Below are 23885 nucleotides of genomic sequence, written 5' to 3' on the forward strand. Positions count from 1 at the left end.
GATTTGTTAGTTGTGAGGTGTATCGGCACCACTTTCACTTCTGCTGATGTGCGTTGCATATTGAGAGCGCAACGCTGTAGAACCTATCTCAAAAAGCATCTGCTAGAAGTTAGCTCATTCACTTCTGACCGACTCTATGAACGTAACGAGCACATTCAGCATCCTTTGGCCCAGCCGGGTCAACGGCGTGCCACGCGCCGGATCGTGAGCACGGCTGCTGCACTCCAAACGCTGTGACACGTGCCTGACGAGCGGGCAAGGCAACCCATCCAGCGCGACTGGAGCTGCTCTCTGCCAACAGGCCAGGAGCTGGGGAGACTGTCATTGGCGATTGGCAAGCGTTCATGCGCCTGGACGACAGTCTGAGAGCACGATAGCACAGCGTTTATGAGATACGTTCTAGTGATGGGATTGCCTTGCGCCAGGGGATGAACTTCCCGCCTGCGCTTGTCCATCACCAGTACTCACGAGATGAGCATGGGAGGGACAGGCCAGACGCCTGATCCACGATCCGCACCGCACTTACACGCAGGCAGCTCTTCCCGAACCGTCAACCCGACGGACGTGCTCTAAACGCACGTTGTCTCTGTGCCACGCGCCTGATCGTGCGGTCTGTGCGGCAGCCACGCTGCCGCACGCCAAAATGGCGCTGGTTTCCATCGGGGAGAGTGCTGCTAGAGTGAGCGCAACGACGTTCAGCTACACCAGTACTACCCGCCAACGATAGACGACAAAACCGGTATAATACAGTCAACAATTTCCGCGACTGTATCACATTAGACGCCAATGCATGGCAGGGAGTCTGCGCCTGATGCAGACCTCAGCAGGTGTGGCAAACCGCACGAGGAGGTGTGTCCGATGCACATGTATGAGCTTGGCCTGGACAAGAACGCAGCAAATTACACGCCCCTGACCCCGCTCTCGTTTCTTAAACGAACTGCGATGGTCTATCCCAATTTGCCGGCAGTTATTCACGGTGAACGGTGGTATACGTGGGCACAGGTCTACGAACGATCACGACGGCTTGCTTCAGCCCTGCGTGCGCTCGGTGTCGGCTTCCGCGATACGGTCGCTGTCGTTCTCAGCAACACACCCGAAATGTACGAGTGTCATTTCGGTGTCCCAGGAGCTGGTGCTGTTCTCAATACCATCAATGTCCGGCTTGATGCCGCAACGATTGCTTTCATCCTCGACCACGGTGAAGCGAAAGTTTTGATTACCGACCGCGAATTTTCGCCGGTGGTGAAAGCAGCGTTGGAACAGTGTAACCGAACGTTGACCGTCATTGATGTAGACGATCCTTTGTACACCGGCCCCGGTGAGCGGTTGGGTAGTCTTGAATACGAGCAGTTTCTCGCCAGTGGCGATCCTGAATTTGACTTGATCTATCCTGCCGATGAGTGGGAAGCAATTACGCTTAACTACACGTCAGGCACAACGGCCAATCCGAAAGGTGTTGTCTATCACCATCGTGGGGCTTATCTCAATGCCCTCTCCAATATTGTTTCGTGGGGGATGCCCCATCACGCCGTCTACCTCTGGACGCTGCCGATGTTCCACTGCAACGGCTGGTGTTTTCCCTGGACGATAGCTGCGAACGCGGGTACCAACATTTGTCTCCGTAAAGTTGATGCCGGGTTGATCTGGCAGGCGATTGAAACGTACCGTGTCACTCATTACTGCGGTGCCCCGATTGTTCATTCGTTGATCGCCAATAATGCCCCTCCGCACTGGCGCGAAGGCCGGGGCACCCATAAGGTCAGCGGTCTGATTGCCGCCGCGCCACCGCCGGCAGCCGTTTTGCAGGCAATGGCCGAAATTGGCTTTGATATTACCCATGTCTATGGCCTGACCGAAACCTACGGGCCGGCAGCGGTATGTGCAAAGCAACCCGACTGGCATACGCTCCCGATTGCCGAACAGGCGCATCTCAACGGACGCCAGGGGGTAACCTACCATGCGCAAGAGGCGATTAGTGTGCTTGATCCGGCGACGATGCAGCCGGTGCCGTGGGATGGGCAGACGATGGGTGAAGTGATGTTTCGCGGCAATATCGTTATGAAGGGCTATCTCAAGAATCCAGCCGCGACCGAAGCTGCTTTCCGCGATGGCTGGTTCCACTCTGGTGATCTGGCGGTAGTACATCCAGATGGCTACATCAAGATCACCGACCGTGCAAAAGACATCATTATCTCTGGTGGCGAGAATATTTCTTCGATTGAGGTGGAAGATGCTCTCTACAAGCATCCGGCAGTGATGCTGGCTGCGGTGGTCGCTGCGCCCGATCCGAAGTGGGGCGAGGTACCACATGCGTTTATCGAGCTAAGGGAAGGGGTTACCGTCACCGAGGAGGAGTTACAGCAGCACTGTCGGCGTTTTCTGGCCGGTTACAAGATTCCCAAGAAGTTTACCTTCGGCCCCTTGCCGAAGACGTCAACCGGTAAGATTCAGAAGTTTATTTTGCGCGAACAGGCCCGGTCACGACAGGCTATCGCCGAAGCGTAGTTTTGTATCTAATCGTGACTGACACTAGTGCGCTGCGATACACCCTCACCCTGACCCGTCCCCGCTGGGCTATGCATTACCCACATGTTGCGCTGCGTTGGGTCGGGCTGCACGTGCTCCCCGTGGCGCAGGCTGGAAGCCTGCGTGCAGGCATCATCGCCACCGCCGGCAGGGGCTGGCCATGGCCGCTGGTGCGCAGGCACGAACCTGGTGCAACAATACGTCTACGCGCAGGTGTCGCATGCATGCCTGATCGACTCGATGATCGGCACGAGCACATCCAGCACCTCCGTGACCTGGAGAGGTATCGGCGTACCACGCGCCGGATCGTGAGCACGGCTGGCGCGGCAGCCATGCTGCCGCACTCCAAACTGCGCGACACGCACATGATGCGCGTGTAAGGCAACCCATTCAGCACGTGATACCACGGCTGGAGCGGCGCACTGCCACTGGCTCAGTCGTCCACAACAGCACCCATAGCGATTATACCCGCTGATACGCACGTGGTTAACACCAGTTGTGGGTAATGCATAGACCGCTGGGGGAGGGAATTTCTTGTGCGGGATGGCATTCGCTGTCGTAAGTTGGCGCAGGGGTGCGGTACCTCGCTGGAAGCAGGTACAACGTGCGGTTTCAGGGGGCGCGCCAGAGGCGCGCGCTCCCGGCGTCTCTGTCGTAGAGCCTCGCGCTGGCTGTGGCAGCAGGTAGGTGTAGTACAATAAACCGCGCTTCGTCGTATTGTATTCGCCACACTGTACGATGATGCGATTCTCCGCCAGTTCATCCTCTCTGTCATACCGGCGTTGCGGTGGTGAGGCTGGCACTGCAAAGGCTAAGGGATTACAGGGAGGACGTGAATCTAATCCTGACAGACCAATCCAAAAGAGCTGTTCCTCTGATACGTGCTTTTGACACAGGTTCAAGCCAATGACACGCCAATCACACACCATTGTCAACGTCGGCTATCGGTCAACCAACTACTGGGTGATCAGTGCTGGCACTGCCCGTCTCCTCGTAGATATTGGCTGGCCGGGGACTCTCGGCACGATGAAGGCCAATCTGAAACGTATGGGTATTCCATTGTCCGAATTGCGCTACGCTCTTGCCACCCACTACCATATCGACCACGCCGGTCTGGCCGAGGAATTAAAGCGCGAAGGTGTTACGCTGCTGGTCGTTGATCTGCAAGAAGCGGCGATTCCGCTGATGAAGCGCTGGACAAAGCCAGCCGATCAGTATGTTGATATTACCGACCACGGTAATCTGGTGATCACATGTGCCCAGAGTCGACCGCTTCTCGCGCAGATGGGGATTGGCGGCGAGATCGTGCATACACCCGGTCATACAGACCACTGTGTTTCGCTCCTGCTGGATGACGGTAGTGTCTTTACCGGTGATTTGCCTCTACCCGGATACGCTTTCGATGATCCGGTTGTGATCGCGAGCTGGCAGTGTTTGCAGGCCAAAGGGGCGCACCTGGTCTATCCCGCTCACGGTCCGATCAGGCAGTTGAGTGAGTTGATCGATTGAATGGATTTGTTGCCAATTTGTCATCTTTCCCCCGCCACTATCATTGACGCTCGTTTCGGGCTGTGGTACGATCTGTTCGCCTTTAATACAGCCCCGTGAGGCTGTGAAGGAGTAATTTGATGAGTTACACGTCAGCGTGGCCCATATTATCGCTGTGTTTTTTCCCTGATCCCGCACCTGCGGGCAGGGATTTTTTGTTTGCGCAGTCCGTTCGCTGCGGAGGAACGCATGGGAAATGAAAAACAGATTCTGTCGGCTGATGAGATTCGGCGGGCGCTGGTACGCATTGCGCACGAGATTGATGAACGCAATGGCGGTCTGCGCGATGTGGTTTTGGTTGGGATTCGGAGCCGTGGTGTGCCGCTGGCGGAGCGCATCGCAGCCGCAATCGCCGATTTTGAAGGGACGCGCATACCGGTGGGGCAACTCGATATTACGCTCTACCGTGATGATTTGAAGCTGCGTGGGCCGGCGCCACGGGTGCGTAAGACCGATTTGCCGATTGATATTACCGGTAAGACGGTGGTGTTGGTGGACGATGTGCTGTTTACCGGTCGCACGGTGCGGGCAGCACTCGATGCGATTGCCGATCTGGGGCGTCCGGCCCGGATTCAGCTTGCTGTTCTGATCGACCGTGGTCATCGTGAATTGCCGATTCGGGCCGATTTTGTGGGGAAGAATGTACCAACCTCGCTCTCCGAGAGGGTGATGGTGCGTTTGCGCGAGACCGATGGGGTTGATGAGGTTGTGATTCTGCGAGGTTCTGCCAATGACTGAATTACGTCGTCATGCAATCGATCTCGATAACTTTAGTGCGACTGAGATCGAGGAGATTCTGGAAACGGCTGAGAGTATGCGCGAGGTGCTGAGCCGTGAAATTAAGCAGGTACCGGCACTACGCGGTAAAACTGTGGTCAATATGTTTTTTGAGGAGAGTACGCGCACGCGCATCTCGTTTGAGCTGGCAGCGCGGGCTTTGTCGGCAAATGTGGTCGCCTTTACCGCACGGGGGAGCAGTGTCGAGAAGGGTGAGTCGCTGGTTGATACGGTGCGCACGCTGCAAGCGTTGGGTGCCGACATCATTGTTATGCGCCACAGTCAGTCGGGTGCGCCTTATCTGGTGGCGCGTCACTTTCGTGGCTCGCTTATCAATGCCGGCGATGGCCGCCATGCCCATCCTACGCAGGCACTGCTCGATCTCTATACGATGCAGAGTCGATTGGGACAAATCCGCGATCTGCACGTCGTTATTGTCGGCGATATTCTGCATAGCCGGGTGGTGCGCTCCAACTTGTGGGGCTTGACCCGTCTCGGTGCGCGGGTGACGCTCTGTGGCCCTCCCACCCTGATCGGCCCGGCGGCGTTCTGGACGGCGACCTGGCCGCAGGTGCGGATTGCGTATGAACTCGACCCACTGCTGCCGGAAGCGGATGTGGTGATGGCGTTGCGTCTGCAAAAAGAACGGATGCAAAGCGGATTGCTGCCGGCGTTGCGCGAGTACACTCGGATCTATGGCCTCACCAGCGAACGCCTGGCCCGCCTGCCGTCACATGCGATTGTGATGCATCCCGGCCCGATGAATGAAGGGATCGAAATCTTTCCCGAAGTGGCTACCGCATCACCGGCAGTGATTGAAGAGCAGGTCACCAATGGCGTCGCAGTGCGGATGGCGTTACTCTATCGAATGGCCGGTTGAGAGGAGATGGCAATGCGTTATCTGATTAAAAATGGCACGATTATCGATCCGGCCAATCGTGTAGCCACCATTGGCGATATTCTGGTTGCCAACGGTAAAGTTGAGCGGTTGTACGATCTGGCCGATCTGCACACTGATCGCGAACCATTAGCACCTGATGTAGAGGTGATCAATGCTCGTGGTTGTGTGGTTGCCCCCGGTTTTACCGATCTCCACACCCACCTGCGCCAACCGGGTGAAGAGCACAAAGAGACTATTGCCAGTGTTAGTGCCGCTGCGGCGGTTGGCGGTTTTACCACTCTTTGCGCCCGACCGACGACACGACCAACACCGGATCATGCGGCGGCCATTCGTCAGTTGCGTGAGCTGGCCGATCAGTACGCCAGAGTGCGGATTGATCTGATCGGCGCATTAACCATGGGCAATGAGGGTCAGGTGCTGAGTGAGATGCGAGAGCTGGCCGAAGCCGGTTGTATTGCCTTCAGCGATGGTGGGCGGACGATTGCCAATACGGCCTTGCTGCGTCATGCCCTCGCCTATGCCGCGGCCCTCAAATTACCGGTGATGGTCAGTTGTCAGGACCCGTATCTGGCGGCGGGCGGAGTAGCGCACGAAGGTGCCGTCAGTATTCGATTGGGCTTACCCGCTATTCCGGCGGCTGCCGAAGAGGCGATTGTCGCCCGCGATATTGCCCTTGCCGAAGCGACTGGTGCGCATCTGCATATCAGTCGGGTCAGTACAGCCGGCAGCGTGGCGCTGATTCGCGCCGCTCGCGCTCGCGGCGTCCATGTCACGGCTGAAGTCACACCACACCACCTGACGCTGAGCGACCGCTGGCTGTTGGGATGGCTGGAAGAGCGCAACGAGATTGAGACCGGGCGGCCCGGTGCGCATCCCGATCTGAGCCTGCCGTCGTGGCTCAATCCGGCGCTGTTGCCACCCTATGACAGCTCAACCCGGGTTGACCCGCCTTTACGCAGTATCGAACACGTTGAGGCGTTGGTGGAGGGGCTGCGCGATGGGGTGATTGATGCGATTGCCACCGATCACGCCCCTCACGCGCTGGTAGACCGGGACTGCGAATATGGGATTGCCCCGCCCGGCATCAGTGGTCTGGAAACGGCCCTGGCCCTCACCCTGACCCTCGTTCACCGTGGTGAGATGGACATTGTCAACCTGATCGCCAAACTCACCGAAGGACCAGCGCAGGTGCTCAACCGCTCACCGGCCAATCTCCGCCCAGGCGCTACTGCCGATATTGTCATCTTCGATCCCGAACGCAGTTGGGTGGTCGACCCAGATCACTTTGCATCGCGTGGTCGCAATACGCCACTGCGTGGTCAGCGCCTGAAGGGGCAGGTGATGCTCACCATGGCTGCCGGTAAGATTATCTTTCGCCGTGAGGATTTTGGTCGGCAGGCGCAGGCCGCCCCGCAACCTTCGCGGTTGGAGGGTATTTTGGGGGCGGAGTAGTGGTTTGCGGGGTGTGGAAATATGGCTTCCGCACCCCTGCCATACATGTGGCACGTGCCTGCCCGCTGCTCGCTGTTGATCCAGGCGTCTGACTCAATCCCATCACGGTGCTAATTGCCTTTGACCGTCACAGGAGCCTGGGACGTGTCTGTTTTTATAGTGTTACCCTTTACTGACATGTAGGGTGCTCATCACTTACTTGCGTTCTGTCTTCTCTTCTCTCTGCGGCCCCCACCCCCCAGCGAAGAATGAGCGAAACACGTCAGGTATACTCTGGAGCAGAATCATTTTCCAACCCATAACAACACGCACCAGCCGCAGCAAGAGGAGTTCGGTATGGCAACGATTCAGGCTGACATTGATGCACTACGGGCAACGTTGAATGCTCTGCGCCAGGGCAGCAGTTCGATAGAGAATGCGTTTGCGCAGGCCACACAGGCGATGACCGCTCTGCAGAGTGGGCCATGGGCGGGGAACCATCGGCAACAGGTAGAAGCCGCCTGGGAGCGTATCCGGAGTCAGTATACGACACTGTGCGAGACGCTTGGTCAGCTCACGCGACGTACCGAACAGTTTACCAATGCCCTTGAAGAGGCCGGGAGCAGATTCGGAGATGGCAGTAGCGCTGGACGTAACATCAGCGGTTCTGAACGTATGACACCCATTCCCGAAACGCCGGCAACCCCACCAGAAACGGCTCCTGAACCAACCCCTGCCCCGGCAACCGGTGCTCTGCCACCGATTCTGAACGAGCGCATACGCCTCAGCAACGGTAGTGAAATTCTGGTGAGTCAGCTTGATGGTCGGACGCCCGTTGCCGGAATGGATAGTACCTACGGTAAACCCGGTCAGCTTCCCCTCGACGCGCCGATCACCAGTGCGCCCGGTAACCGACATCCTGAACTGTACGCTGCGGTGATCAACCAGTTTGGGGTTGCCGGCAACCCACGCTACGCTTCCGATAACTACACCTACTGCAATACGTTTGCCGGCGATGTGATGCGGGTGATGGGGGTACCTTTGCCGACAAAGACCGAACTGGGGACGGGCGTACCCGGAGATCGGGCAACCGTCAATGCTGCCGATCTCAATCGCTGGCTTACAACGCAGGCATCGGCGCATGGATGGCGTGAAGTTGATCCATCAACACCTGAAGGGCTGCGTCTGCTGAAAGAACACGTCAATGCCGGCAAGCCGGCGCTCGCATCCGATCCCGGTCATGTTGCCGTCATTCGTCCCGGTCAGCAGGGGGATTCAGTAGCCGATCTCCGTATTGCTCAGGCTGGCGGAATGAACATCAATGATGTGCGATTAGGCAATGCCGGCTTAGGCAGTAGCTTTAGGCCGCGGTACTTTATCCACGAGTAACGTGGAGTTCAGTCTGTGTTATCAGCAACAAGTCTGTAGCCATTCTTTGGTGGCGCAGAAGCACCGCCTTGAACTTGGGGGCATACCTGTGTGGAAACGTCAGCGGTCGTGCTACTGGCGAGAGGAGGGGCACGACAGGCTGTGTTTCGGTGCGTCCCACCTCAGAACCAATGCCATTGGCGAACCTTATTAAGAATGGGGATATATGTTAATCGTGGAGTCGCCGTCTGCTGTTCCGCTCTACACAGCGCGGCGACTCCACGACGCTCTGACATTACGAGAGCGATAAACGCGGCTTACGATGACAAATCGATGCCGTAGATTGCCGAGTATTTTGTGCGCAGATATGTCAGGTACGGTTCAATCTGCATCGGCCCACCAGCCGCGCGCTCAATCAGCTCGGTAGGGGTAAAGACACTGCCGTGCCGATAGATGTTTTCGCGGAGCCAGCCGTGCAGGGTTGCGAATTCGCCGCGACCGATTTCGTCATCGATGGCAGGATGGGCAGCACGTGCTGCGGCCAGGAACTGAGCACTGAGAATGTTGCCCAGGGTGTAGCCCTGGAAGGCACCACCGATCAGCCCGCCGAACCAGTGTACATCCTGGAGTACGCCATCACGATAATCGGGAACGGTTACACCCAAATCTTCAGCGTAGCGCGCATTCCAGGCGTCCGGCAGATCACGCAGCTTCAGCGTACCTTCAAGCAACGCCAGCTCCAGGTCGAACCGAATCATCACGTGCAGGTTGTACGTCACTTCATCGGCATCGGTGCGAATCAGGGATGGCTGCACGCGATTGATTGCGCGGTAGAACGTATCGAGCGGTACGTTCCCCAATTGCTGCGGGAAGGTCTGCTGAAGTTCAGGGTAGAAATGCTCCCAGAATGGACGTGAACGTCCGATCAGATTTTCCCACAGCCGCGATTGGCTTTCGTGTACGCCAGCCGAAACACCGTTGCAGAGCGGTGTTGCTTCAAAGGCGGGTTCGATCCCCTGTTCGTACATCGCGTGGCCTGATTCGTGAAGTGTGCTAAACAGACCATCACCCAGATCGTGCTCGTTGATGCGCGTTGTGATGCGGACATCGCCGACCGAGAACTTGGTGGCAAAGGGGTGATGAGTCAAATCCTGCCGCCCACGCTCGAAATCGTAGCCGAAGCGCCGAATAATCTGCTCACCAAACGCAAGCTGGTCGTTGCGCGGGTAATACTGGCGCAGACAGGAATCATCGATGGGGGGCTGGGCAACAATCGCCCGAATGATGGGGGTCAGGCCGGCGCGCAGACGGGCAAACAGATCACGAATCACCGACGCCCGCATGCCATAGTCGCTAAAGTCGATCAGCGGATCAGCCGGATGCTCGTAGCCGGGAAAACAATCGGCAACCCTCCGACTCAGTTCGAGGGTGCGTTCGAGGTACGGCAGCATGGTGGCAAAATCGTTCGCCGGGCGGGCCTGGGTCCAGGCGTGATAGCTGGCCGCCGTATGGGCGGCAATCTCGCTCACCAGATCGGTGGGCAGGCGAGTCATGCGCTCGTAGTTGCGCTGGGCAACCCGAATTAAGGCCGCATCAGGATGTTCATACGGCAATTGCTCGGCGTAGGGCATCAATTCGGCCAGTAACCGGCCCAATTCGGGATCGGTGCTCTTCATGTGGGCCAGACGCGAGAGGGTCGCGAGCTGACGGGCACGGGCGGCTGCACCACCGGGTGGCATATATGTGCTCTGATCCCAACCCAGTACAGCAGCAGCACTGTTCAGATCGTCAATCTCCTGGAGGCGAGCACGAAGTTCTTGGAGACGGGTTTCCATGACATCTCTCTCTTTCTCAACTGCGCTGTCGCCAGGCCAACAACCGTTGTTGGGCGGCGCGCAGCGTCTCAGGACGCTTGGCAAAACAGAAACGGGCCAGCAGCGGCAAATCGTGCTGCCGGGCGTAAAAAGCAGAAGGGGGAATAGCAGCAACGCCAACCTCCTGCGTCAGGTAGCGACAGAACGTGACATCGTCGTGAAAGCCGGTGGGGGTAATGTCGGCCATCAGGAAATAGCTGCCTTCGGTTGGCAGGACTGGAAAGCCGACACTGACCAGAATCTCTTCCAGCAGACGATAACGAGCTGTATATTCAGCGCGAAACTGTTCATAATAGCCGTTATGCAAAGCTCCTTCCAGGGCAGCCGCGGCGGCAAATTGCAATGGAGTCGCGGTCGCAAAGGTAATCCACTGGTGCGCGGCGCGCAGGGCGGCGTTGAGGCTGGCTGGACCAACTGCGTACCCGATTTTCCAACCGGTGAGGCTGAAGGTCTTGCCCAGACTGTTAATGGTCAATGTCCGTTCCCACATGCCTGGCAGCGTCGCGATGGGTATATGGGTTGCGCCGGCAAAGACCAGTTGGTCGTATACCTCATCAGAAATCACGATCACGTCGTAAGTCTGGCACAGATCGGCGATCTGCTCCAGCTCGTCCCGGCGAAATACCTTACCGGTTGGATTGTGGGGTGTATTCAGCATCAGCAGACGGGTACGCGGCGAGAAAGCGGCCTGCAACTCTGCCGGATCGAACCACCACGTTGCATGACCATCGCCGGGGGGATGGAGGCGGACAAAACGGGGAATACCGCCGGCCATCGTCACATCGGGCAAATACGCATCATAAAACGGCTCGAACAGGATAACCTCATCGCCGGGATTTACCAGTGCCTGCACTGCGCCGAACAATGCCTCAGTTGCGCCACTGGTGACGGTCACTTCAGTCACCGGATCGACTGTCCGCCAGCCCTGGGCCTGCCAGGTTGCCGCAATCGCCTCTCGCAGACGCGGCACACCGATGTAGGGTGCATACTGGTTGGCATCGGCGGTGATCGCCTCTATCGCAGCCTGCTTCACCCATTCCGGCCCGGCGAAATCAGGAAAACCCTGGCCCAGATTCACGGCACCACATTGCACGGCAAGCGCACTGATTTCGGCAAAAATCGTGGTACCAAACTGACGAACCCGCTCGGCGCTGAGTGATAGTGTCATCGTGCACCCCTGGAAGAAGTTACAGGTACAGCGTGCCCGTATTACAGTGTAACCCTGCATCTTTACTAATGGTACCACAGAGTACTGCAACTTTTGCGAAGAAGACTACGTCATAGCCGCAGAAGTGCAATGGCCTGGTGTTGAAGGAGGAAACACATGTCGCTACAGAACGATCAAACCCGCCTGATTGGGATTCTTTTAATCACCCTCGGCGTGGTGACAATTTTCAAGCTCTGGTGGCTGGTTCCGATTGCGCTGCTGGCCGGGGGTGGCATCGCCATTTACCGCCGTCAACGCAACCTGGGCCGCACCGATGAAGCGGTGCAGGCGCTCTTGTGGGGTGTTGGTTTAGCGTTGCTGTCGCTGTTCAAACTGCTGTGGCCGGGCATTCTGCTGTTGGGTGGCGTCAGCCTGTTGCTGCGCGGTCGCGAAGCCGAGGTGGAACAGCGGATGTGGGCTTTGCTGGGGCAACTCCTGAGCTGGAATCGGCGGCCAACCACACCACCAACCAGCAACAAGGTGCAGATTGTCGAAAAGCACGAGGAAGCGTAAAGAGTCGGCAGAAAGGGCAGGTAGAACACCTGCCCTTTTTGATTCCCTCGTTAGCTGGTAGAGCGCGATAGACTGGTTCTGGGAGCGCGAGCCGCACATCCCCACCCGCCCCCTACGCATTACCCACATGTCACCTAACAGCCGGTACGACCCCTCATAGCACATCGTTCATCAGGCATACCAGGTGGTCATGTGTCCCGCAGCGTCCTGCTCCCCGCCGGCAGGCCAGCCGTGCGGGCTGAAGCCCTGCCTGACAGCGTGCAAGCCCCGCAGGGGCAAAGGATCACCATCCCCGCCGTCAGGCCAGCCCCGAAGAGGTTTTAACCCGCCGACTCGCCGGCTATCACCCCCGCTCCCGCACACGAGTTATGGGTAATGCATTGCCCGCTGGGGGCCGGGGAATGCCTGCACCATCTCCCCCGATCCGCTCCGGTACGCGAGCGATGCAGTATCCGAGTTGTGGGTAATGCATAGCGGGGGCTGGAGGGCACGGCCCGCCACCAGCGCCTGGCAGGCTAACCGATTCCTCAGCGGTGGAGCGATGAGCGCAGTTGGCGCGGCAGGATGGCTGCTACCCTCCATATGGTGAGCATGTGCATGGCTGGCGTGTAAGGGAATGGTACCGGCACCATGCGCGCCGGAGGCGCGCGCTCCCAGCTTCCGGCTGGAGAGCACGCCCGTCATCATTCTCCCGCTCCTCTCCCTGGGTGGGAGAAGAGCGGGGACTGGGGGGTGAGGTGAGGGGTTGGGATTGAGGTGATCGGGAACCATGATGGCGCACGCCCCTCCCTACTCCCCACTCCCCCGACGAGGGGAGGCCGGGAGGGTGGGAGAACACCCTCACCCCCGGCCCCTCTCCCGCGCTGCTCAGCGGGAGAAGAGGATCAGAAGTGCGCTCTCGCTGTCTCTACACCGCATCACACCGTGAACGAGACGACAAACGCTTCGCCGCGATTGGTAAATGTCGTTCGGCCATTCACGAACGCCTGGGGTGTTCCATTCACCACCGCCATCGCCGGGGTTGCCCCGTGAACGACAAGGGTGAAGGATGTACGGGCACATTCAGCAAAACCATCACCGCGCGTCGAACCGCTGATCGTGAGTTCCTGACCACGGCGTTCGACCCGGAACAGGGTACGGTAATATGCACCCTGTTGAAACGCCAGGGTCAACCCATCGTCCTCGTGTAACTCTGCGGTGTAGACACCATCGTGCGTTGGAATGAAGAGGTGTAACTCGATGGTTTCCGGGTAGTAGCCCATTGTTGAAGCCGGTGCATCCGGCCAGAGTGGAATAACGGCCCCGCCACGGGCGAAGAGGGGTAGGCGGTCGAGCGGTGCCGGTATCACCACAAATTGCTCACCGGCGTACCGCGTGTCGGTATGCCAATCGTACCACTCACCGGCGGGCAGGTAGAGCTGTCGGGACGTCGTGCCCGGTGTATACACCGGCGCAGCCAGCAGGTCGCGCCCTACCAGAAATTGATCGTCTATCTCGAGAGTTAAGCGGTCGTATTGATAGGCGAAGACCAGCGGTTGCTGTACCGGTTCACCGGTTTCCACGGTTCGCATGAAGGCCGTGACCAGATAGGGCATGAGGCGATAGCGTAATTCAATCGCGTTGCGGGCAATCTGCTCGATAGCCGGCCCAAACGACCAGACATACTGATCGATGTGGCCGTAGGCGCTGTGATTGCGACAGAATGGCGTCAACGCGGCACACTGCATCCAGCGGGCAAAAAGTTCGGGTTGGGTGTCACCGGCAAACCCGCCAATATCAGCGCCGATAAATGCCTGCCCGGATAGCGCTGTCCCCATGGCCATCGGCATACTCATCCAGAGATGATCCCAACGCGCACAATTGTCACCCATCCAGTTAGCGGCATACCGTTGAATCCCGGCAAAGCCGGCCCGTGACAGCACAAACGTGCGCTGGTTGGGGAAGGCAGTGTGTAATCCTTCCACCGTCGCCATCGCCATCAACAATGCGTACTGATTGTGATAGCGTTCGTGCGGTTCGCGGCCACCGTTGAAGCGCATCGCATACGGCGGAATATCACCGGTTGCCGGTTCGTTCATGTCATTCCAGATACCGGCAATGCCCAACTGCGCGTGACGTGCATTCTGCTCGCCCCACCAGGTACGTGCTTCCGGTTTCACAAAATCAGGGAACGCCGTGCGACCGGGCCAGACCTGCCCGATGTACAACTCACCACTGGCCGCTCGACAGAACAGATCGTGCGCCACCCCCTCGCGGAATAACGCAAAATCGGGATCGACCTTCACGCCGGGATCGACAATTGTGATCAGGCGAAAGCCCTGTTCGTACAACTGGCGAGCGAGGGCTGTCGGATCGGGGAACAATTCGTGATTCCAGGTGAATACGCGATAGCCATCCATATGCTCGATATCGAGCCAGAGTGTATCGCACGGGATGCGTCGTTCACGATGTCGGGCTGCGAGAGTCAGGATGTCAGCCTGACTATAGCGGTGCCAGCGACATTGATGGTAGCCAAGCGCCCAGATTGGTGGCGGCGCCAGCCGACCGGTTAACCAGGTGAATCCTTCGAGAATATCGGCAATCCGTGGCCCGGCCAGCACATACTCTGTGTATTGACCACCCAACGCACAGATGCCGTAGGTCTCGGCAGGCGAAAAATCGACATGCACCCGGTATGGATTGTCAAGAAAAAAACCGGCAGCATTCCCCGTCTGATCGAGATGGTAGAAAAACGGAATTGAGATGTAATAGGGATCGAACTCCGTGCTGGTATTCTTCGTGCGCGGATCGGCGGGATCACGACCGACGGCGAATTCGGCTTCACCATGCGGACTCAGTACATCGTTATTCCACAAGATAAAATCCCGCCCTTTCCGATTCAGGCGTCCGGTCTTCTCACCCAAACCGAGAAAGGCATCATCACGGGCACAAACTCGATGAAACGCGAAGGCATCATTGAGCGTTGCATACGCCCATGGCCGCCCATCAGGTCCGGTTGCGGTGGTCATCACCGAACTACCATCGCTCCGCCGGATCGTAATCGTAAACGGATCACGACCGATGATCACCTCCAGCCGCGCACTGCGCAACACCAGCGATGTCGTCGTTTCGGCGACGGTAAATGGCGGTATCGGCGCATGATTCAGATCAACGCAGACGGCATACGACGGATGCTCATCAAAATGACCGCCACGACTGATCTTCAAACGCACAATATCTTCGCGAATCCATTCCACCCGTAGCCACTCATGGTCGAGTGCGGCAAGAATGCCTCGTTCAATGGACTGGACGGCACCAAGCCGGGATAACGGCATAAAATAGCGGGTATCGGTCAGTCCTACCCGTGCCGGGGCTTGCGACATGGCGAACTCCTCAATGTGCAAAAGCGGTATCGAGGGATGATTGTAGCATAAGGAGATAGAGAGAGCTATCTTTATGACAGAGTAATATCTGAAGAGAGCGATGACCGTCAGTGTTGGTAGATGGCTGGAACCTGATCGTTCCGCACACCTGACGAGGGTGATCCGACTCAGGCGTTCACACTTTCTGTGAGGATGTAGAATACCGTTTCGACATAACCGGCGACACCAGATAACTGCCCCTCCTGGCAAACTGTGCTACAAACCATTACAATATCGTCGTACAATCACTTTTACGTAATTGTGAGGCCCAATGACGACGCCAATCAATACCGATCATCTGCAGAACACATTACGTGCGCTGGAGACGGCATATTCTATGTATCAGCGTGCCGTGGAAGAGCAGGAACCGACGACGCAGGAAGTCTTGCGGATGGCGATCATCAAGGGTTTTGAACTGGCTCAGGAGGTCTCGTTCCGGCTGATCCGGCGCCGCCTGCGCGATTTCGGCTACGGCATTCGCCGACTAGAAGCAACGCCGGTACGCGAGTTGCTACGCCTCGCCGCCCAACACTCTCTGCTGTCCATCCCTGAAGTTGAGCGTTGGTTTACCTATCGCGATAATCGCAACAGCACGGCTCACGATTACGGTGACGCCTTTGTTCAGCAAACGTTGACACTGTTGCCTGATTTCATCCGCGATGCGTATGCACTGGCAGAACGTCTCCGTACCGGCAAAACCATTGTCGAAGATGACCTATGACCAAGCCATACCTTGATCTACCCGCCCAATATCTCGCCCAGGTACGCACGATTTTGCAAACATACGTCCCCGAATACGAGGTTTGGGCCTACGGCAGCCGGGTGCGGGGCGAGGCATTTGCCGCCAGTGATCTCGATCTGGTGGTGCGGAACCCTCGTCATTTGTCACAGCCGTGTGACCATATCGTTGCACTACGGGAAGCGTTTGTCGCCAGTAATCTCCCGATTCGGGTTGATGTGGTGGATTGGGCACGGATTCCGCCTTCATTCCATCACGAGATTGAACGCGGGTATGTGGTGGTGCAACCGGCAATGAGTACCGACAACGTCCGGGAAGATTGAGATGCGGAACGTGGTGAAGCTGATGGCTACTCGACTGGCCGGGCGCGTTGGGCAACCTCCAGAATGGCGTCAAGAACCTGCACAATTTCGGCATCGATTGCTGGCAGGGGAACGTGCTTCGCCAAAACGTGAAAATTGGTCTTGCTCATTAGATTGGGCCGCTGAAGAATGGCGTAAAACCGTTGGAATAGTGGTGTGAGAAACTCATCACTGGCTTTAATGTCGTCAGACCATGGGTCTTTGCCTAACATACGAAGGGCCTGTTCGACATCATTGATCGCCTGTTCCATGGCATAACGCCATTCCTGAGCGAAGAGCGGTTCCGCGATCCGTTCACCTTCGGCTAACGCATACGCCAGCAGTGTCTCACGCTGACACACATAATTCTCCAGCTCGCGTTTCCGCCAGGTGTGTTGTCGTAGCGAAGGGTCTGACGACAACTGTTTCTCAAGACGGTCGTAGATCGCAATCCCTACCAGATCGGGTTTTGCTTCACGCAAGCCGTAAAAATGTTCAAGAGCTTTACGTGGCTGATTGGCAACATAATGTACAAATGGTCGGGCCAGATATTCCTGAGCCTGATGGTTGAGGCGTTGGGCAAATGCACTCAACAGGGCCAGGTCGGTCGAACCTTCCAGATACAGCACCCAGCCAGTCTGCTCGGCCAGGTAATAGTGATCGAAGCCGATTTCCCGGAGCGCTTTCAACACCTGCGTACCACGGTCATTGATGCGGTGTGGTTTGCCGACGAAGGCGACCACAACATCGCGGTCGGCTGCTTCGGCGAGTAATACTTCTGAATGACTGGCGGCAATAATCTGACTCCCCATCTTTTCTGCCTGGTCTGACAACACCGTGTAGATCTGCCGTTGACGCAAAATCTCAAGATGTGCATCAGGCTCATCCAACAGGAGGATAGCACCCGGATGCACAGCCATATGCGCCAGGAGGAGCAATGTTTGTTGCTGTCCGCGACCACTGGAAGAAATGTCCAGGGTTGTTCCTGAGCGTGTGGAATAGTCCATCACAATTTCGCCCCGTTCAGGAATATATTTTGGTTTATGCAGCGTCGCACCAAACAAACGACGAATGGAATCGCAAATTTCCTGCCATTTGTTCTCGCCATCGTTACTCTGCAACACCTGCCAGCACAGGTTACGCATCACTTCAGCGGTGCGACCCTCTCCCAAACGGACGCGAATGGAGCCTATTTCCAGCCGATCTTCGCGGGCAGCCAGGCCGGACATTGGTGGCAGGTAGGCGATCTGAAGATGTTTGAGATTCTCTGGTACGTTCATCCAGACCTTTTCCTGATCTGACAGGGGTGGCCGACAGTAAAATGACTCTTCGTTTGCGTAGTAAAACTCCAGGCGACATTCCCAGGGCACGTCATTGACGCCTTCAACACCAATTTCAATCAGCACATTGCGGGTCGCTACTTTATGGTCTTGCCTTACGCTTTCGCGAACGTGCAAATCACGCCAGAGGAGATTCGCAGCCGGGGTTGGAATGGCAATCAAATCCTGGCGGCTAATGGTAACTCCAGGGCGCTTGGTTGGAACGGTACCGCCGCCACGTCGTTCCAGCCAGCGTTTGACGCCAATATCCCATAGCGCCAGTGCCTGTAATGCTGATGTTTTGCCAGAGTTGTTTGGGCCAATGAAAATAACTCGTTCGCCCAGTTCAATCTCAACATCTGTGAAGAGTTTGAAATTACGAATGGTCAGTTTTGTTAGCATCGTCGATCACCAAAACGGGTTTATGTCGTTTTTGCCGGGATAATGTACATTCAGTCCATCTCATGCTTACTAATCAAACTTCCTACCCCCGTTTTACCCGAACATTGAACGGTACTATGTTCAGAATGCCAGTATCTCTCCAGTGCGCCGCTGTTGCTTGATGAAGATTGTACCATACTGATTTCATCTCAAACATCTCTCACAACGACGACGAAGAAGCCTTTGCCTATGCCACGTTACCTGCACCAGCTATGACATTTTTTTCACTACAAGCCGTTGCAAATCGCGCTATAGTACTATGAGGAATGGATCATTCGTCTGGATACGTTATCGGTATTGCACCCTATGACACGGCGTCCTCGTCCACGTTTACCACGTTTTCGACGGCGAAAGCCGTTACCGCCACCCTGGCCGATTCGGGGCCTGCTGATTGTTGGGCGTTGGCTCAATCGGCTCTTTTTTACGCTGTTGGTGTTGGTATTGATGGGAATGATGGGGCTGATGGGCCTGTATCTCTACTACGGTCGCGATTTGCCGCCGCCGGAGCTGATCGATCAGTACCGTAGCTTCGAGAATACGCGCATCTACGCCCGCGATGGCGTTACGCTGTTGTACGAGGTGATTGGGCCAGGGGTACGGGTGCCAGTAGCGCTGGAGCGTATTCCCCAGATTTTACGCGATGCAACGGTAGCAGTTGAAGATGCGAATTTCTATACCAATCCTGGGGTGGATTTGCCGAGTATTGTGCGGGCTTTCTGGCAAAATGTGAACGCTGGTGAGACCGTTTCAGGCGCCAGTACGATTACTATGCAGTTGGTGCGGGCAATTTTACTGACGCCTGAAGAAGCTCAGCAGCAGACAATTGAACGTAAAATTCGCGAAGCAATTCTGGCGATTCGGGTTGGGCAGGAGTATAGTAAGGAACAGATACTCTCGCTCTATCTGAACGAGGTGTATTACGGTGCGCAGGCGTATGGGGTTGAGGCGGCAGCCCAACGTTACTTTGGTAAGCATGTCTGGGAATTGAGTCGCGGTGAGGCAACCCTGCTGGCCGGTTTGCCGCAGTCGCCCTCGAACTACAATCCGTTTGAGAACCTGCCATCGGCGCGTGCCCGTCAGCGCATTGTGCTGAATCAGATGGTTGATGCCGGTTTCATCAGCCCCGCCGAAGCCGAGTCGATCTTTGCCGAGCCGATTCGGTTAGTGCGCCCCACCGTTTCTATTCAGTCGCCCCATTTTGTCTTTTACGTCTACGACCTGCTCGTCGCGCAATTCGGCGAGGAGATGGTGAATCGTGGCGGTTTGCGCGTGATCACCACGCTTGACCCGTTTTGGCAGGCGCAGGCCGAACAGGTTGCCGCCGAACAGATCGCAACCCTGCGCGCCCGCAATGCCAGCAATGCCGGTGTGGTCATGCTCGCCCCTGATGGTCAGATTCTGGCAATGGTGGGGAGTGTTGATTATAACGCGCCTGATGGTCAGGTGAATGTAACCCTGGCCCTCCGTCAGCCTGGATCGGCGTTGAAGCCGTTTATTTACGCTGCTGCCTTGCAGCGGGGGTGGACAGCGGCAACCGTACTCTGGGATGTACCGACGCGCTGGCAGATGAATGGGGTGGTGTACGAGCCGCGCAATTATGATGGCCGCTTCCGCGGGCCGGTGCGTCTGCGCCTGGCACTGGCGAATTCGCTCAATATTCCGGCGGTGAAGGCGCTGGAGTTTGTCGGCGTAGAAACGTTTGTCGATTTAATGAGTCAGTTTGGGGTGAGCAGTTTTACCGATCCCAGCCGCTACGGGCTGGCAATGGCGTTAGGGAGTAACGAAGTGCGCCTGCTGGAGCTGACCGGCGCTTATGCTGGACTACAGGCAGGGGGGCGCCAGCTCCGACCGGTAGCTATTTTGCGCGTGACAAATAGTCGGGGTGAGATGTTGCATACCTGGCAGCCACCCCCTGTTAAGCCGTTGCTTGGCCCGCAGAGCGAACAAATTGCATTTCTGATCAGTGATATTCTGAGCGACAATGCGGCGCGCCGGCTGGTCTTTGGGCGCAACAATGTGATGGAATTGCCGGGTATTCAGGCCGCAGTGAAGACCGGTACCAGTAATGATTATCGCGATTCCTGGGCAATTGGCTATACCAGTGCTGTGGTAATCGGGGTATGGGTGGGGAATAACGATAATCAGCCGATGGCGGAAGTGGCCGGTGCTAACGGCGCCGGTCTGATCTGGCGTGAGTTGATGTTGCGCTACCACGCCAATCGGGAGGCAAAGTCCTTCATACCGCCTGACGGAGTCGTCGAACAGCCGGTGTGTGCCGAGACCGGTGGCCCCCCTACTCCGGAGTGTCCCCAGGTCATTACCGAACGTTTCGTTGCCGGTACCGGGCCGGTGAGCAATATCACCTATCAAACGGTGCGTGTAGCCGGTGATGGCTCGTGTCTGGCAACGACATATACCCCGCCCGAAGAGGTGCGCCTGGAGACGTTCCCCGTCTACCCTACCGAAGTCGCCGATTGGGCGCGCCGCAATGGCCGGACACCACCGACCGGATATTGTCCGCCACCCCGCGAGCCGGATCGCGCTGTTGCCCTGCTCGACCTCGCCGAGAATAGTGTGATTACCAATACCCTGGTCTTTATCCAGGGTACTGCTCGCGGTCCCTTTATTCTTGACATTGGCAGCGGTGGCGATCCAACCGACTGGCAGGTGCTGGGGCAGAGCAGCCAGCCGGTTGAGCAGGGGTTGCTTGGGATGTGGAATGCCGGTGCCTGGCCAACCGGTACGTATACCGTTCGGCTACGAGTCACCCTGGCCGATGGGGCCGTGATCGAAGAGCGCCGACAGGTGACCTACGCGCCGTGACTGGCGACCAGAGCCTGTTGCCAGGCCGCTTCAACCTGAGCACGTGTACGCGCTTGCGAACCGCTGTTGTCAATAATGACATGGGCGCGGCTGAAGCGACTCTCTTGCGGAGGTTGTGCGGCGATCCGGGCCTGCGCTTCAGCCAGCGACATCCCCCGGGTTGTCATCAGGCGCTCAATCTGTTGTTCAGGCGGGCAGGTGACGACCCAGACCTGATCACACTCGTCAGCCCAGCCCGACTCGATGAGCTTGATTGCATCAATCACCACAATCGGACGTTCGACAGGTCGCAGGCGGGTGGCATACCCACCCGCATTGGCGACCTCGGCCAGAAACCGTTGTATTTCGGTGCGTACTGCCGGATGGACGATCGACTCTAACCTCTTCAGTGCCGCCTGGTCGTTAAACACGATGTTCCCTAACTTACGGCGATCAATCGCACCGCCGGGTGCGGTCAAAATCTGGGGGCCGAACGCTGCGACAATGGCCTGATACACCGGTGTCCCCGGTTGTTGCAGACGGTGTGTTACCCGATCAGCATCAATAGTGCGCGCGCCGAGGGCGGCCAGCATCGCCAGAACAGTGCTCTTGCCACAGGCGATACCGCCGGTCAGACCGATCAGAAAGATGCCGGGATGCTTCATGCCACCAGCTCCACGTATTCCTGCAACACCAGAGCGTCATCGCTAATACCGATCAGTTCCAGCAATTCACTGATCAGTTCGGCTCGCCGCTCGGCATCACGGCGGCTCCAGGTGCGGCTCTTGATTTCGAGGAATGGGCCGCGATCTGCCTGACCGATGAGCGTATCGAGGTTGATCGCGAAATCATGATCGCGGTAGAGAATGCGCCAGCGCCGACGCTGCTTCTCAAGCTCCTCGATCCGGTCGGGCTGAAAGTATTCGCGGTAGAAGCGCACGGTATGATCGGCGGGCGCGGTATACCGCGCTCGTGACAACATCATCGCCTTGGGGTGATCAAAACGACGCGCCTCGGCCATCAGGGTGAGCGTATACTTGGGCTGGGGGCGGGCACCGGGATCGGTACGGTGATCCTCTCGTATCCGAATGCGCTCACCGTTGGCGAAGATGAAATAGGTGTCGTACTGGGTGCGTTCACTGGTTTTCGTGACGGTGATTGCCGGATGGTTGAGTACTGCCAGTACTCGCTCGACATCTGCCGGATGCAGGCGGGCTTTCACCTGTATCTCGAAGATTTCCGCCTGCTGCACACCACCGAGGGCCAGAATCTTGGCCAACAGATTCCGTTCGCGAGTGGCAAGAAATTCGTTGATGCGCGTCGCAATTGCCTGTGCGCGAGCAATAATTGCCGTCTCGTCAATGGTCTGTAACTGACGATCACGGAGCAGGATGTTGCCATCCACCAGCACATCGCGCACATCGGCAGCCCGACTACTGTAGACGAGGTGGGAGTAAATGGCATCGGGAGCGTAGGTGTAGCGGGGTGCGCTGTGCAATCGGTGCAGCTCAACAACGGCAATATCGGCGCGTTTCCCTGCTTCCAGCGAGCCGATCAGATGGTCAAGGTGAATCGCACGAGCGCCCCAGCAGGTGGCCAGCGCGAAGGCTTCACGTGCCGGAACCGCCGTTGGATCGCCGCTCAAGCCTTTCGGGAGGAGTGCCGCCAGTTGAATCTCGGTAAACATATCCTGGTCGTCATTGCTCGCCGGGCCATCGGTACCGAGACCAACCCGCACCCCGGTTTCGATCATTCGGCGGAAAGGTGCCACGCCACTCGCCAGTTTGAGGTTACTGGTCGGGCAAGGCACAGCCCCGGCCTGAGCTTCGCGCAACAGGCGCAGATCATCTTCGGTGGCGTGAACACAGTGGGCTGCAATGCAGGGTACATCGAACGCGCCCACCCGTTTGGCATATCGAATTGGGGTCACTTCACGATCACGGATACTCTCTTCAACTTCGCGGGCCGTTTCAGAAAGATGCGTGATCAGTGGTGCACCAAACTCAGCACACAACGCTGCCGCCTGGCGGTAAATCTCATCGGTGCAGGTGTACGGCGCGTGGGGGGCAACCGTCGCAATAATACGGGGATGACCGCGCCACTCGGCCATAAAACGCCGCGCCCGCTCGATCCCGGCATCGAACGAATCGGCATCAGGGGTGGGCAAACGCATCACCGTCTGCCCACAAATCGCCCGCATCCCGGCCTGATCGGCAGCACGGGCGACCTCTTCTTCAAAATAGTACATATCGACAAAGGTCGTCGTCCCGCCACGAATCATCTCGGCGCAGCTCAAAAGGGTACCGGTGAAGCTAAACTCGGCGTCAACAAACTGACTCTCGACCGGAAACATATAGCCGAAGAGCCAGACATCGAGCTGCTGGTCGGCAACCAGGCCGCGCAAGAGGCTCATCGGCACATGGGCGTGGCCGTTGATCAGCCCCGGAATGATCGCGCAATCGCGGCAATCAATCGTCTCCGTAGCCGTATACCGCTGGTTTAGTTCAGCGGCTGGCCCCACCTCTACAATAACCCCATCACGAATAGCGACGGCACCATCGGCAAAGATACGCCACGCTGAGTCCATCGTAACGACCGTGCCGCCGGTGAGTAGGGTGTCAACATGCTCCATGAAAATGCCTCCTTTGTCACTCACCTTCTTCCTTTCATTGTACGAGAAATCGGGCAAAGGTGCGA

At 57.3% G+C, this 23885-nt stretch carries 17 protein-coding genes; 11 read left to right on the forward strand and 6 right to left on the reverse strand.

What is annotated here, in order from left to right; all coding sequences use genetic code 11:
- Positions 1-858 precede the first annotated feature (858 nt).
- The 7 genes from CAUR_RS09875 to CAUR_RS09905 all read left to right on the forward strand — a co-directional run bounded on the left by CAUR_RS09875 (position 859) and on the right by CAUR_RS09905 (position 8572).
- Positions 859-2505 (forward strand): acyl-CoA synthetase, encoded by a 1647-nt coding sequence (locus CAUR_RS09875; protein WP_012257757.1) that lies wholly within the window; start codon positions 859-861, stop codon positions 2503-2505.
- A 245-nt stretch (positions 2506-2750) separates the two neighbouring features.
- Positions 2751-2906, forward strand: coding sequence for a hypothetical protein (locus CAUR_RS21220; protein WP_162015870.1), 156 nt, complete (start codon positions 2751-2753; stop codon positions 2904-2906).
- Positions 2907-3432: 526 nt separating this feature from the next.
- The gene (locus CAUR_RS09885) at positions 3433-4035 is read left to right on the forward strand and encodes an MBL fold metallo-hydrolase (RefSeq protein WP_012257758.1); all 603 of its coding nucleotides are present in this window, start codon (positions 3433-3435) and stop codon (positions 4033-4035) included.
- Positions 4036-4263: 228 nt separating this feature from the next.
- Positions 4264-4812 carry a bifunctional pyr operon transcriptional regulator/uracil phosphoribosyltransferase PyrR gene (gene pyrR / locus CAUR_RS09890; protein ID WP_012257759.1) on the forward strand — a complete coding sequence of 183 codons (549 nt, stop codon included), beginning with the start codon at positions 4264-4266 and terminating at the stop codon, positions 4810-4812.
- Positions 4805-5731 carry an aspartate carbamoyltransferase catalytic subunit gene (locus CAUR_RS09895; RefSeq protein ID WP_012257760.1) on the forward strand — a complete coding sequence of 309 codons (927 nt, stop codon included), beginning with the start codon at positions 4805-4807 and terminating at the stop codon, positions 5729-5731. Before pyrR ends, CAUR_RS09895 begins: the two co-directional genes overlap by 8 nt.
- Before the next feature lie 12 nt (positions 5732-5743).
- Positions 5744-7204, forward strand: a complete 1461-nt coding sequence (locus tag CAUR_RS09900) for a dihydroorotase (protein ID WP_012257761.1) — start codon at positions 5744-5746, stop codon at positions 7202-7204.
- Between the two features lie 336 nt (positions 7205-7540).
- Positions 7541-8572, forward strand: coding sequence for a WXG100 family type VII secretion target (locus tag CAUR_RS09905; protein WP_012257762.1), 1032 nt, complete (start codon positions 7541-7543; stop codon positions 8570-8572).
- 296 nt (positions 8573-8868) lie between these two features.
- On the opposite strand, the gene CAUR_RS09910 is transcribed toward CAUR_RS09905, so the two are convergent.
- Positions 8869-10386 carry a carboxypeptidase M32 gene (locus CAUR_RS09910; RefSeq protein ID WP_012257763.1) on the reverse strand — a complete coding sequence of 506 codons (1518 nt, stop codon included), beginning with the start codon at positions 10384-10386 and terminating at the stop codon, positions 8869-8871.
- A gap of 16 nt (positions 10387-10402) precedes the next feature.
- Positions 10403-11593 (reverse strand): methionine aminotransferase, encoded by a 1191-nt coding sequence (locus CAUR_RS09915; RefSeq protein ID WP_012257764.1) that lies wholly within the window; start codon positions 11591-11593, stop codon positions 10403-10405.
- Between the two features lie 156 nt (positions 11594-11749).
- On the opposite strand from CAUR_RS09915, the gene CAUR_RS09920 reads away from it, so the two are divergent.
- The gene (locus tag CAUR_RS09920; protein ID WP_012257765.1) at positions 11750-12145 is read left to right on the forward strand and encodes a hypothetical protein; all 396 of its coding nucleotides are present in this window, start codon (positions 11750-11752) and stop codon (positions 12143-12145) included.
- Positions 12146-13062: 917 nt separating this feature from the next.
- On the opposite strand, the gene CAUR_RS09925 is transcribed toward CAUR_RS09920, so the two are convergent.
- Positions 13063-15507, reverse strand: a complete 2445-nt coding sequence (locus CAUR_RS09925; protein ID WP_012257766.1) for a glycoside hydrolase family 31 protein — start codon at positions 15505-15507, stop codon at positions 13063-13065.
- 310 nt (positions 15508-15817) lie between these two features.
- Here CAUR_RS09925 and CAUR_RS09930 point away from each other — a divergent pair, with 310 nt between their 5' ends.
- On the forward strand, positions 15818-16267 hold the full coding sequence (locus CAUR_RS09930; RefSeq protein WP_012257767.1) for a nucleotidyltransferase substrate binding protein: 450 nt from the start codon (positions 15818-15820) through the stop codon (positions 16265-16267).
- On the forward strand, positions 16264-16608 hold the full coding sequence (locus CAUR_RS09935) for a nucleotidyltransferase family protein (RefSeq protein WP_012257768.1): 345 nt from the start codon (positions 16264-16266) through the stop codon (positions 16606-16608). The genes CAUR_RS09930 and CAUR_RS09935 overlap by 4 nt, the downstream gene beginning before the upstream one ends.
- Before the next feature lie 26 nt (positions 16609-16634).
- Here the strand turns inward: CAUR_RS09935 and CAUR_RS09940 are convergent, their stop codons facing one another.
- Positions 16635-18347: an AAA family ATPase gene (locus CAUR_RS09940; protein ID WP_012257769.1), complete on the reverse strand. Its 1713-nt coding sequence runs from the start codon at positions 18345-18347 to the stop codon at positions 16635-16637.
- A 345-nt stretch (positions 18348-18692) separates the two neighbouring features.
- Between CAUR_RS09940 and CAUR_RS09945 the strand changes: the two genes are divergently transcribed.
- The gene (locus CAUR_RS09945) at positions 18693-21209 is read left to right on the forward strand and encodes a transglycosylase domain-containing protein (RefSeq protein ID WP_012257770.1); all 2517 of its coding nucleotides are present in this window, start codon (positions 18693-18695) and stop codon (positions 21207-21209) included.
- On the opposite strand, the gene coaE is transcribed toward CAUR_RS09945, so the two are convergent.
- Together coaE and CAUR_RS09955 are read right to left on the reverse strand one after the other, a co-directional pair.
- Positions 21197-21853, reverse strand: a complete 657-nt coding sequence (gene coaE / locus CAUR_RS09950) for a dephospho-CoA kinase (protein ID WP_012257771.1) — start codon at positions 21851-21853, stop codon at positions 21197-21199. The two genes, CAUR_RS09945 and coaE, sit on opposite strands and share 13 nt — an antisense overlap.
- Positions 21850-23820, reverse strand: a complete 1971-nt coding sequence (locus tag CAUR_RS09955) for an amidohydrolase family protein (protein WP_012257772.1) — start codon at positions 23818-23820, stop codon at positions 21850-21852. Before CAUR_RS09955 ends, coaE begins: the two co-directional genes overlap by 4 nt.
- Positions 23821-23885: the final 65 nt, after the last annotated feature.

The sequence above is a fragment of the Chloroflexus aurantiacus J-10-fl genome, assembly GCF_000018865.1.
GTDB lineage: Bacteria > Chloroflexota > Chloroflexia > Chloroflexales > Chloroflexaceae > Chloroflexus > Chloroflexus aurantiacus.

Bases quoted from the DNA above. Each gene is read 5' to 3' on its own strand.
- CAUR_RS09900 (WP_012257761.1), top strand. From the start codon at position 5,744: ATGCGTTATCTGATTAAAAATGGCACGATTATCGATCCGGCCAATCGT.
- coaE (WP_012257771.1), bottom strand. From the start codon at position 21,853: ATGAAGCATCCCGGCATCTTTCTGATCGGTCTGACCGGCGGTATCGCC.
- pyrR (WP_012257759.1), top strand. From the start codon at position 4,264: ATGGGAAATGAAAAACAGATTCTGTCGGCTGATGAGATTCGGCGGGCG.
- CAUR_RS21220 (WP_162015870.1), top strand. From the start codon at position 2,751: ATGCCTGATCGACTCGATGATCGGCACGAGCACATCCAGCACCTCCGT.
- CAUR_RS09885 (WP_012257758.1), top strand. From the start codon at position 3,433: ATGACACGCCAATCACACACCATTGTCAACGTCGGCTATCGGTCAACC.
- CAUR_RS09920 (WP_012257765.1), top strand. From the start codon at position 11,750: ATGTCGCTACAGAACGATCAAACCCGCCTGATTGGGATTCTTTTAATC.
- CAUR_RS09905 (WP_012257762.1), top strand. From the start codon at position 7,541: ATGGCAACGATTCAGGCTGACATTGATGCACTACGGGCAACGTTGAAT.
- CAUR_RS09910 (WP_012257763.1), bottom strand. From the start codon at position 10,386: ATGGAAACCCGTCTCCAAGAACTTCGTGCTCGCCTCCAGGAGATTGAC.
- CAUR_RS09895 (WP_012257760.1), top strand. From the start codon at position 4,805: ATGACTGAATTACGTCGTCATGCAATCGATCTCGATAACTTTAGTGCG.
- CAUR_RS09915 (WP_012257764.1), bottom strand. From the start codon at position 11,593: ATGACACTATCACTCAGCGCCGAGCGGGTTCGTCAGTTTGGTACCACG.
- CAUR_RS09925 (WP_012257766.1), bottom strand. From the start codon at position 15,507: ATGTCGCAAGCCCCGGCACGGGTAGGACTGACCGATACCCGCTATTTT.
- CAUR_RS09955 (WP_012257772.1), bottom strand. From the start codon at position 23,820: ATGGAGCATGTTGACACCCTACTCACCGGCGGCACGGTCGTTACGATG.
- CAUR_RS09875 (WP_012257757.1), top strand. From the start codon at position 859: ATGCACATGTATGAGCTTGGCCTGGACAAGAACGCAGCAAATTACACG.
- CAUR_RS09935 (WP_012257768.1), top strand. From the start codon at position 16,264: ATGACCAAGCCATACCTTGATCTACCCGCCCAATATCTCGCCCAGGTA.
- CAUR_RS09945 (WP_012257770.1), top strand. From the start codon at position 18,693: ATGACACGGCGTCCTCGTCCACGTTTACCACGTTTTCGACGGCGAAAG.
- CAUR_RS09930 (WP_012257767.1), top strand. From the start codon at position 15,818: ATGACGACGCCAATCAATACCGATCATCTGCAGAACACATTACGTGCG.
- CAUR_RS09940 (WP_012257769.1), bottom strand. From the start codon at position 18,347: ATGCTAACAAAACTGACCATTCGTAATTTCAAACTCTTCACAGATGTT.